Source organism: Ensifer sp. ENS06 (assembly GCF_014852205.1).
GTDB lineage: Bacteria > Pseudomonadota > Alphaproteobacteria > Rhizobiales > Rhizobiaceae > Ensifer > Ensifer adhaerens.
Window position 1 is genome coordinate 1 of the sequence record NZ_JACVBC010000018.1, and the last position, 9843, is coordinate 9843.

A 9843-nucleotide genomic window follows, 5' to 3' on the forward strand; every position below is an offset into this window, starting at 1 on the left:
GAACTGCCTCAATGTTACGCTGCAGAACGGCGAGATCTGGTTCGAGGATCGGCCGATCGGGCTGCGCGCCCCGTCCGAGCCCGACGGCCCCGCGAAACTGCACTTCCGCCCGCACGACATCGAGCTGATCGACGGCTGCGGCGGTTGCCTTGCCGGCCTCGTTGCCGCCAGCCGCCGCGTTGCCGGCACCCGTCATCTCGAACTCGACCTTGGCCGCAACCATCCGCATGTCGAGATCGAACTCTCGCCCGAGCGCGCCGCTGCCGGCGACCACAGCCGCATCGCCTTCCGACCGACAAAGTGGAAGATCTTCAGGGAGGAGCAGGCGAATGCGGCCCCAACGCCGGAGCCGCCGGCCGAAGTGGAGACCGCCGAACCGTTTGAACTGGCACGCACCGGCAGCTGACCGGTCGCGCTCCTAGCCCAGTTTCGCCCGTCTCGTCATGCCTAGCGTGCAAGCGCGCCGACAACGACGGGCTGAGAGTCGCCGTGCGGATATCGGTTTGCTTCGCGATGCGCTAAGCAGGGACGCCCGCTGCCGACAATGGCTGCGGAACCAGGAGAAGCGCATGACGATCGTCGACGACCTGAAACAAGCCCTCGGCGACATCGTGCTCACCGGCACGCAAATCGGCGAACGCCACCGGAGCGACGCCAGCCTGACCGGCCGGGAGCTGCCCAGAGCCGTGATCCGCCCGACAAGCAGTGGCGAGATCGCCACGGCCCTCCGGCTCTGCAACGAGAACGGCCAAACGGTCGTCGTCCAGGGCGGCCTCACCGGACTTGCCGGCGGCGCCAATGCCGGCAACGACGCGGTGGTGATCTCGCTCGAGCGTTACACCGGCATCGAAGAAATCGACCCACAGGCAGGCACCATGACCGTGCGGGCCGGAACGCCGCTCGAAGTGGCGCAACGCGCCGCCGAAGACGCCGGTTTCCTGCTGCCAATCGATCTCGGCGCCCGCGGTTCCTGCCAGATCGGCGGCAACCTCGCCACCAATGCCGGCGGCATCCGGGTGCTTCGCTACGGCGTGACGCGCGACAACGTGCTCGGTCTCGAAGCGGTGCTCGCCGACGGCACGATCATCTCGTCGCTCAACAAGATGATCAAGAACAACACCGGCTACGACCTCCGGCAATTCTTCATCGGCTCCGAAGGAACGCTCGGCGTGATCACCCGCGCGGTCCTGCGCCTGCGGCCCTTGCCCGCCGGCCGGCTGACGGCGCTCTGCGCTCTCGAAAGCTACGACGACGTGGTCGCCTTCCTCACGCGCTGCCAACGCCGCCTGCCCGGCCTCTCGGCCTTCGAGGCGATGTGGGAAAACTACTTCCGCTTCAACGCCGAGGCGGAGAAGCTGAAGTTCTTTGACGAAATCCCGCCCTTCGCGGTGATCGTCGAGCAGGATCTGCTCGGTGATGCCAGCGAGCGTGACGGCTTCGAGGCCTTTCTCGGTGAGGCGCTTGAAAATGGGATCATTGCCGATGCGCTGATCGCCCAGTCGGAGAAAGAAAGCCGTTCGTTCTGGAGCGTGCGCGAAGGCCACGCGATGGACAGCCAGCTGCCGGCGCTCGTCAACCTCGACGTCAGCCTGCCGATCGGCGATATCGGCCGCTTCGCCACGGAATGTGGAGCGGCTCTATTTCAACGGTTCCCGGCCGCCCATGTCTCCTTCTTCGGCCACGTCGCCGACAGCAACCTGCATATCGCCTTTTCGGAGCCTGACAGCGACGCGGACACGCCGCATATCGTCGACGGCATCGTCTACGAAATCGTGCGGCGCTACAAAGGCTCGATCTCGGCCGAACATGGCATCGGCACGCTGAAGCGGGATTTCCTCGACCATTCGCGCAGCCCGGCCGAACTCGAACTCATGCACCGGATCAAACGGGCGCTCGACCCGAACGGCATCCTCAATCCGGGCAAGGTGATCTGAGGCAGCCTCATCGCCACGCAAACGGCTCAAATTCAGAGCCAGGACGCCGGCGTTTTCGGCAGGCGCCCTTCGGGATCGATAACCTTCAGTTCGGAACCCTCGCCCGCGTTCCAGTGCCACAGCGCGACGCAGGTGCCGCCGGGCGACATGAAGGACGGATAGATCAGGCCATCGAAGCCTCGGTCGCTCAACGCCAGTTGCAGGCGGTGCGTCTCCGGCACCAGACCACGATCGAGCGCATCGCGCCATTCGCATCGGTGGATTTCTTCGGTGAGACCAAGGTCGGAAAGGATCTCCGGCGCCGTCAGATCGGCAAGACGGGCAAAGCGGAGTTCAAGCTGGGCGATCAGCGCCGGGTGTTGGACGAAACCCTGATTGTATTCGGCCCAGGCGGTCGAGAGCTCGCGGGCGGCATAGATCGTCGGCGTTCCCACGGGATTCCACCTCCCACCGTACCGCCCTGCCCCTTCGCCCGAGAGCGGCGCATGCGCCCAGCGCGGCACATAGGCGCGCCAGAGGCGCACCGGCGCACCAACCGCCATCAGGCGTAGACACCGGAACGCACGGCTTCGAGATAGGCGAGCACCTTGTCGGCCTTGCCCTCGCCGACGAGATCATAGGCGGTCTTGCCGGCCCAGCCGGGGATCGGCTGGTGCTTGAACCAGATGACGGCGCGGCTGTCGTCGCCCGCCATTTCGCCGGCCATGGCAAGGATACGGACGACGCTGCTCAACGCCGCATCGACCTTTCGGGCACTGGACTTCGCCGTCAGCGTGTTGCGCGCGACACCGATCAGCTTCGCGAGTTCGGCAAGCGTCACGCCAAGGCGATCGGCAACCAGCCGAGCGGACAGGAAAGACGAATGGCTCTCGCCGTAGTGGGCGGTGGAGATGTTGAGACCGACAGCAGCCATGACAGGATCCGCACTTGTTTTGATCATCGTGTTATCAAAGTAAGATCAAAACATGCCCAAATCAAGGACGCCTATCGCCGCCAGGCGGGCTCGCGCTTGTCGAAGAACGCGCCGACACCCTCACGCGCCTCATCGGATTCCCAGCAATCGGCAAGCTGTTCGATGGTCGCGGCAATGGTCTCTTCGGTGATTGGAGCCCCAAGCGAGCGAGCCAGTCGCTTGGCCCGGCCGGTGGCCTCCGGCGCGACCGCCAGATAGGGCTCGATCTCCGTTTCGATCGCCGCATCCAGCGCGTCGGCGGCGACAACGGTGGTGGCGAGCCCCAAGGCGCGCGCCTCCTCCGCACCAAACAGACGGGCGGACATGAACAGCGGCCGCGCCTTACCCTCGCCGATGCGGGCGACGACATAGGGGCTGATGGTCGCCGGGATCAGGCCGAGACGTGTTTCGGTCAGGCCGAACTTGGCGTCGGTCGAGGCAACCGCCGCGTCACAGATGCTCATGAGGCCAACGCCGCCGCCAAAGGCATTGCCATGCAGGCGGCCGATCATGGGCTTCGAGATCTCGTTCAGCCCCTTGAACATCATCGCCAATCGCGTCGCCTCAGCAATGCGAGTCGCCCTGTCTGCATCGAACTGCTCGCGCATCCAGCCGAGGTCGCCGCCGGCGCAGAAGCTGCGGCCCTCGCCCTCAAGGATAACGACGCGGACAGAACGGTCGGCCGAAAGCTGCTCTGCCGCCTCGGTCAGTTCGCCGATCATCCGCGCCGAAAGCGCGTTGTGCTTCTGCGGCAGTGCCAAGGTCAGCCGCGCGACACCGCGTGCATCGGTTTCGATCCGGATCGTTTCGAAGGTCATGATCCCGTCCTTAAGGTCCGCGCGAAAGCGGCGGCCTGTTCGAGCTTCGCTAGGTCGAGCCCCGTCGAAAAACCCTTGGCCATTACGAAGGCGTTGACGGCGAGCGTGTCGACATTGCCGGCAGCACCCGGCGCATAGGGGCAGCCACCGAGACCGCCGGCCGAAGCGTCGAAGACCCTGATGCCGCGGTCGAGCGAAGCGGCAATGTTGTCGAGCGCGCGGCCGGAGGTGTCGTGGAAATGCCCGGCGAGCCTGTTGGCCGGAATGCGCTCCAGCACCGCGGCCAGCATCGCGTCCACCGCCTCTGGCGTGCCGCGGCCGATCGTGTCGCCGAGACTGATCTCGTAGCAGCCGAGATCATCGAGCAGGCCGGCGACGCGGGCAGGGCTCGCTGCGGCGATCGCACCCTCATAAGGGCATTCGACAACGCAACTCACATAGCCGCGCAGCAGAATTCCTTTTTCCCGGCACAGTTCGGCAACCGGTAGGAACCGCTCGATGCTTTCGGCGATCGAACAATTGATGTTCTTTTGCGAGAAGGTTTCGGAAGCCGAGGCGAAGATCGCCACCTCGTCGGCGCCGGCTTCGAGCGCGGCTTCAAGACCGCGCATGTTGGGCGTCAGCACCGCGTAGCGCGTCCCGGGCCGCCTCCGGATGCCGGCCATCACTTCGGCGGCGTCGGCCATCTGCGGCACCCATTTCGGGCTGACGAAGCTCGTCACCTCGATCCGCTCGTAGCCGCAATCCGAGAGCATATCGACGAGACGTATCTTCTCAGTCGTTGGGACGAGCGCGCTTTCATTCTGCAGCCCGTCGCGCGGCGCCATCTCGACGATCGTCACATGCCCAGGCGCCGCTCCGCTCATTCCGCGCTCTCCGGCTGGAGCATCACCAGCACGGCGCCGGCTGTCACCTGCTCGCCTTCGCTGACCTGCACGCTCTCGACCACGCCGGCGCGCGAGGCCGACAAGGTGAGTTCCATCTTCATCGCTTCCATGACGGCAAGCGCCTGGCCCTTCTCGACGGCATCACCGGGGCGGACCCGGATGAGCTTGACGATGCCGGGCATCGGCGCCGAGACCGCGTCGTCGGCGACCTCGCTTGAGTGACCGGCACCAAGCGCGTCCGGCAAGCGAAGTCCGTAGGTCTCACCATTCAGGAACAGCGTGATCTGCTCGCCTTCGCGCAGGAAACGGAACTCCTGCTGCGCGCCGGCGATTTCCGCCCGGGCGCCATCGGCAGAGCGATTGAGGATAACGACCGGCAGCGCCGCCGTCCCGGTGTGGACCGCAAACTGATCCCGGCCACGAGCCGCCAGCGCCACGGTCGTCCGTCCGCCCAGGTGTTCGATCGCGATGTTGCGGTTTGCGTCACCCCAAATCTGCCAATGGCCGAGCGAAGACCAGGGATCGGCCGATCCGTCCGGCTGCAAGGCTCCGGTCGAAATGATGGCCGCAAGCGCGAGGGCCGCATCGTTCGGCACCGGCGACGCCGATAGCCGATCGATCGAACGATCGATCAGGCCGGTATCGGGGTGCCCGGCGCGAAAATCCGGTTCGGCCGCAAGGCGGGCCAGAAAATCGAGATTGGTAACCGTGCCGCCGATGCGGCAGGCCCTGAGCGCAATCTCAAGCCTGGCCAGCGCCGTCGACCGGTTGGACCCGTGCACGATCAGCTTTGCAATCAGCGGGTCATAGAACGGCGTGATCCTGTCTCCCTGCCGGACACCGGCATCGACACGGACGCCCTCCTCCGGAAAGCTCAAGGTCGTGAGTTGCCCGGTCGCCGGCAGGAAGCCGCGCGACGGGTCTTCCGCGTAGATGCGGGCCTCGAATGCCCAGCCGTCGATGGAGATCTCGCTCTGGCGTTTCGGCAGCGCTTCACCGGCTGCAGCCCGCAGCTGCCACTCGACGAGATCGATGCCGGTGATCGCCTCGGTGACCGGATGCTCGACCTGCAGCCGGGTGTTCATTTCCATGAAATAGAACTGATCCGGCCAGAGCCCGTCGGTCACGTCGGCGATGAACTCGACAGTGCCCGCGCCGACATAGCCGATCGCCTGCGCCGCGCGAACGGCGGCTTCGCCCATGGCGCGCCGCACTTCCGCGGTCATGCCCGGCGCCGGCGCTTCCTCGATCACCTTCTGGTGGCGTCGTTGCAGCGAGCAGTCGCGCTCGTAAAGATGCAGGATGTTGCCGTGCCGGTCACCGAAGACCTGCACCTCGATATGCCGCGGCTTCGTCAGATATTTCTCGATCAGGACCGCGCCGTCGCCGAAGGCCGCTTCCGCCTCGCGGCGCGCCGCCTCCAGCGCAGCCGGAAAGTCGGCGGCGCTGTCGACCCGCCGCATGCCCTTGCCGCCGCCGCCGGCGCGCGCCTTGATCAGCACGGGATAGCCGATGTTCACCGCTTCCCCGGCAAGGAAGTCCGGCCCCTGTGTCTCGCCGTGATAGCCCGGAACCACCGGCACGCCGGATTGCTCCATCAGCGCCTTGGCGGCATCCTTCAGCCCCATGGCGCGAATGGCCGACGCCGACGGTCCGACGAAGGTGATGCCGGCCGCCTCGACGGCTTCGGCAAAGTCGGCATTCTCCGACAGGAAGCCGTAGCCGGGATGAATGGCGTCTGCGCCGACGGAGTGCGCCGCCGCGATGATGCGTTCGGCCACAAGGTAGCTGTCGAGCGCCGGCGCCGGGCCGATGCGGATCGCCTCGTCGGCCAGCGCCACATGCAGCGCGCCGACATCGGCATCGGAATAGACGGCGACCGTGCGGATGCCGAGGCGCTTGGCTGTGCGGATCACCCGGCAGGCGATCTCACCGCGATTGGCAATCAGGAGTTTGGAAAACATCGGCATCTCCTGGCCCTATTGCGCTGCGATCACATCGATTTCGAGCAACCATCCGGCATCGAAGATGCCGGCGATCGCGACCGTCATGGCGGGTGCTAGCGCACCGAGATATTCGGCGCGGGCCGCGCGGTTGGCCATGGCGTGTTGCCGATCGGCAAGCAGCACCGTCACCTTGACGATATCGGCCTTGGTCATGCCCGCCGCGGTCAATTGCGCGTCGATGTTGGCCCAGACCTGGCGCGCCTGCGCCTCGAAACCCTCCGGCAGCGCGTCTTCAGGCGTCAGCGGCACCTGCCCGCTGACGAAGAGCAGACGCTCGAAGTTCTCCAGGCGAACGGCCTGCGAGTAGCCTCCACGCGGCTGCGGTGCGTTCGGGGCATTGATGTTTTCGCGTTTCATGGCGGTGTCCCTACATCCTGAAGAGGCCGAAGCGCGTGTCTTCGATCGGCGCATTGAGCGCCGCCGACAGCGACAGGCCGAGCACGTCGCGCGTCTTGCGCGGATCGACGACGCCGTCGTCCCAAAGTCTGGCCGAGGCATAGAGCGGATGGCTCTGGCGTTCGAAGAGATCAAGGATGGGCTGGCGGAAACGCGCCTCCTCCTCCTCGCTCCAGGGCGTTCCCGCCCGCTTCAGGGCCTCGCTGCGCACGGTCGTCAGGACGCCGGCCGCCTGCTCACCACCCATGACGGAGATGCGGCTGTTCGGCCAGGTCCACAGGAACCGCGGCGAAAACGCCCGACCGCACATGCCGTAGTTGCCAGCGCCGAAGGAACCGCCGACCAGCATCGTCACCTTCGGCACACGTGCCGTCGCCACCGCCGTCACCAGTTTGGCGCCGTGCTTGGCGATGCCTTCCGTCTCATATTTCCGCCCGACCATGAAGCCGGTGATGTTCTGCAGGAAGACGAGCGGGATCTTGCGCTGGGCGCAGAGCTCGACGAAATGCGCGCCCTTCAGGGCGGATTCCGAAAACAGCACGCCGTTGTTGGCGATGATGCCGACCGGGATGCCGTGCACATGGGCAAAGCCGCAGACGAGCGTGGTGCCGTAGCGCGCCTTGAATTCGTCGAAACGGGAACCGTCCACGGTGCGGGCGATGACCTCGCGGATGTCGTAGGGCGTGCGCAGATCCGAGGGCACGATGCCGGCGATCTCGTGCGGGTCGTAGAGCGGCGGCTCAGGCGTCACCAGCTCGACCGTCAACGGCTTCAGCCGATTGAGTGCCGAAACGGCCCGGCGGGCGAGCGCCAGTGCATGAGCGTCATCGCGCGCCAGATGGTCGGCCACGCCGGAGAGCCGCGTGTGCACATCGGCGCCGCCGAGATCCTCCGCCGAGACGACCTCGCCGGTCGCGGCGCGCACGAGCGGGGGGCCGGCGAGAAAGATCGTGCCCTGGCCTTCGACGATGATCGTCTCGTCGGACATGGCCGGCACATAGGCGCCACCCGCGGTGCAGGAACCCATCACCACGGCGATCTGCGGGATGCCGGCGGCCGACATATTGGCCTGGTTATAGAAGATCCGACCGAAGTGATCGCGGTCCGGAAAAACCTCGTCCTGGTTCGGCAGGTTGGCGCCGCCGGAATCGACCAGATAGATGCAGGGCAGATTGTTTTCCGCGGCGATCTCCTGCGCGCGCAGGTGCTTCTTGACCGTCAGCGGATAGTAGGTGCCGCCTTTGACCGTCGGGTCGTTGCAAACGATCATGCACTCACGGCCAGACACCCGGCCGATGCCGGTGATCAGCCCGGCCGCCGGCGCATCGCCGTTGTACATGCCGTGCGCCGCCGTCATGCCGACTTCGAGGAAGGGTGTTGCCGGATCGATGAGGTTGGCCACCCGGTCGCGCGGCAAGAGTTTGCCGCGGCTGACATGGCGTTCGCGCGCGGTATCACCGCCGCCGGCGGCCGCCACCTTCACCGCGTCTTCGACAGTCGCGATCGCCTCCGCCATGGCCGCCTGGTTTGCCTTGAACGTATCGGAGGACGGAGAAATGTGAGATTTCAGAACGGTCATCAAGTCCTCTTTCGATCGAGTTCGGCCGTTTCAGTTGCCGGCGGCTACCGCGTCTCGGTAAACAGCTCCCGCCCGATCAACATGCGGCGGATCTCGCTGGTGCCGGCGCCGATCTCGTAAAGCTTGGCGTCGCGCAGCAGGCGACCCGCCGGGTAGTCGTTGGTGTAGCCGTTGCCGCCGAGCGCCTGGATCGCCTCGAGCGCCAGCGCCGTCGCCTTCTCAGCCGCATAGAGGATGCAACCGGCCGCATCCTTGCGCGTGGTCTCGCCGCGATCGCAGGCCGCCGCCACGGCATAGACATAGGCGCGCGCCGCATTCGCCGTCACATACATGTCGGCGAGCTTACCCTGCATCAGCTGGAACTCGCCGATCGCCTGGCCGAACTGCTTGCGCTCATGCAGATAGGGGACGACCACATCGAGGCAAGCGGCCATGATGCCGAGCGGCCCGGCCGAAAGCACGACACGCTCATAGTCGAGCCCCGACATCAGCACGCGCACGCCACCGCCGATGGTGCCGAGCACGTTTTCTTCCGGCACTTCGCAGTCCTTGAAGATCAGCTCGCAGGTGTTGGAGCCGCGCATGCCGAGCTTGTCGAGCTTCTGGCCGGTCGAAAAGCCGGCATAGCCCTTCTCGACGAGGAAGGCGGTGATGCCGCGCGGGCCGGCGGTCGGATCGGTCTTGGCATAGACGACGAGCACGTCGGCGTCCGGACCGTTGGTGATCCACATCTTGTTGCCGTTGAGCACATAACGGTCGCCGCGCTTGTCGGCTCTGAGCGTCATCGAAACGACGTCGGAACCGGCGCCGGGCTCCGACATCGCCAGCGCACCGACATTCTCGCCGGAAATCAGCTTCGGCAGGTAACGCGCCTTCTGGTCGTCGTTGCCGTTGCGGTTGATCTGGTTGACGCAGAGATTGGAATGGGCGCCGTAGCTAAGGCCGATCGAGGCCGATGCGCGGCTGATCTCCTCCATCGCCACGCAATGGGCGAGATAGCCCATAGCGGCCCCGCCATGCTCCTCGCCGGCGGTAATCCCGAGCAAACCAAGCTCGCCCATCTCGCGCCAGAGCGGCATCGGAAATGCGTTGCTGCGATCGGTCTCGTCCGCCAAAGGCGCGATACGGTCCGTTGCGAAGCGCCGCACACTCTCGCGCAACGCGTCGATGTCCTCGCCAAGCGCGAAGCTCAATCCGCCCTGAAACATGTCTATCCTCCCATCGTGCCGGCCAGTGCGGTCTCCTCCCACAGCGGCCGGACGATAACGCTC

At 65.8% G+C, this 9843-nt stretch carries 10 protein-coding genes; 2 read left to right on the forward strand and 8 right to left on the reverse strand.

Translation table 11 applies throughout. The annotated features are described in order from the left end of the window. The coding region (locus IB279_RS33245; protein ID WP_192340623.1) for a TOBE-like domain-containing protein at positions 1–406 on the forward strand (406 nt) is incomplete at its 5' end. Positions 407–569: 163 nt separating this feature from the next. Next, complete coding sequence (locus tag IB279_RS33250; protein ID WP_090299236.1) at positions 570–1934, forward strand: FAD-binding oxidoreductase; 1365 nt, start codon at positions 570–572, stop codon at positions 1932–1934. Positions 1935–1966: 32 nt separating this feature from the next. Here the strand turns inward: IB279_RS33250 and IB279_RS33255 are convergent, their stop codons facing one another. The 8 genes from IB279_RS33255 to IB279_RS33290 all read right to left on the reverse strand — a co-directional run bounded on the left by IB279_RS33255 (position 1967) and on the right by IB279_RS33290 (position 9780). Next, complete coding sequence (locus tag IB279_RS33255; protein ID WP_060529103.1) at positions 1967–2476, reverse strand: RES family NAD+ phosphorylase; 510 nt, start codon at positions 2474–2476, stop codon at positions 1967–1969. Further along, positions 2476–2847, reverse strand: coding sequence for an antitoxin Xre/MbcA/ParS toxin-binding domain-containing protein (locus tag IB279_RS33260; RefSeq protein ID WP_060529162.1), 372 nt, complete (start codon positions 2845–2847; stop codon positions 2476–2478). The genes IB279_RS33255 and IB279_RS33260 overlap by 1 nt, the downstream gene beginning before the upstream one ends. A 71-nt stretch (positions 2848–2918) precedes the next feature. Next, positions 2919–3704, reverse strand: coding sequence for a crotonase/enoyl-CoA hydratase family protein (locus IB279_RS33265; RefSeq protein WP_113189554.1), 786 nt, complete (start codon positions 3702–3704; stop codon positions 2919–2921). Next, positions 3701–4570: a hydroxymethylglutaryl-CoA lyase gene (locus IB279_RS33270; protein WP_090299231.1), complete on the reverse strand. Its 870-nt coding sequence runs from the start codon at positions 4568–4570 to the stop codon at positions 3701–3703. Before IB279_RS33270 ends, IB279_RS33265 begins: the two co-directional genes overlap by 4 nt. Further along, the gene (locus tag IB279_RS33275) at positions 4567–6555 is read right to left on the reverse strand and encodes an acetyl/propionyl/methylcrotonyl-CoA carboxylase subunit alpha (protein WP_162765831.1); all 1989 of its coding nucleotides are present in this window, start codon (positions 6553–6555) and stop codon (positions 4567–4569) included. The genes IB279_RS33270 and IB279_RS33275 overlap by 4 nt, the downstream gene beginning before the upstream one ends. Before the next feature lie 15 nt (positions 6556–6570). Next, entirely contained in the window at positions 6571–6954 is a 384-nt protein-coding gene (locus IB279_RS33280; RefSeq protein WP_060529107.1) for a RidA family protein, read from the reverse strand. Positions 6955–6964: 10 nt separating this feature from the next. Beyond that, positions 6965–8572 (reverse strand): carboxyl transferase domain-containing protein, encoded by a 1608-nt coding sequence (locus IB279_RS33285; protein ID WP_060529108.1) that lies wholly within the window; start codon positions 8570–8572, stop codon positions 6965–6967. 44 nt (positions 8573–8616) lie between these two features. Next, on the reverse strand, positions 8617–9780 hold the full coding sequence (locus IB279_RS33290; protein ID WP_060529109.1) for an isovaleryl-CoA dehydrogenase: 1164 nt from the start codon (positions 9778–9780) through the stop codon (positions 8617–8619). Positions 9781–9843 lie beyond the last annotated feature (63 nt).

Excerpts from the sequence above, each read along its gene's own strand:
- IB279_RS33270 (WP_090299231.1), bottom strand. The coding sequence starts at position 4,570 with ATGAGCGGAGCGGCGCCTGGGCATGTGACGATCGTCGAGATGGCGCCG.
- IB279_RS33255 (WP_060529103.1), bottom strand. The coding sequence starts at position 2,476 with ATGGCGGTTGGTGCGCCGGTGCGCCTCTGGCGCGCCTATGTGCCGCGC.
- IB279_RS33250 (WP_090299236.1), top strand. The coding sequence starts at position 570 with ATGACGATCGTCGACGACCTGAAACAAGCCCTCGGCGACATCGTGCTC.
- IB279_RS33265 (WP_113189554.1), bottom strand. The coding sequence starts at position 3,704 with ATGACCTTCGAAACGATCCGGATCGAAACCGATGCACGCGGTGTCGCG.
- IB279_RS33275 (WP_162765831.1), bottom strand. The coding sequence starts at position 6,555 with ATGTTTTCCAAACTCCTGATTGCCAATCGCGGTGAGATCGCCTGCCGG.
- IB279_RS33290 (WP_060529109.1), bottom strand. The coding sequence starts at position 9,780 with ATGTTTCAGGGCGGATTGAGCTTCGCGCTTGGCGAGGACATCGACGCG.
- IB279_RS33260 (WP_060529162.1), bottom strand. The coding sequence starts at position 2,847 with ATGGCTGCTGTCGGTCTCAACATCTCCACCGCCCACTACGGCGAGAGC.
- IB279_RS33285 (WP_060529108.1), bottom strand. The coding sequence starts at position 8,572 with ATGACCGTTCTGAAATCTCACATTTCTCCGTCCTCCGATACGTTCAAG.
- IB279_RS33280 (WP_060529107.1), bottom strand. The coding sequence starts at position 6,954 with ATGAAACGCGAAAACATCAATGCCCCGAACGCACCGCAGCCGCGTGGA.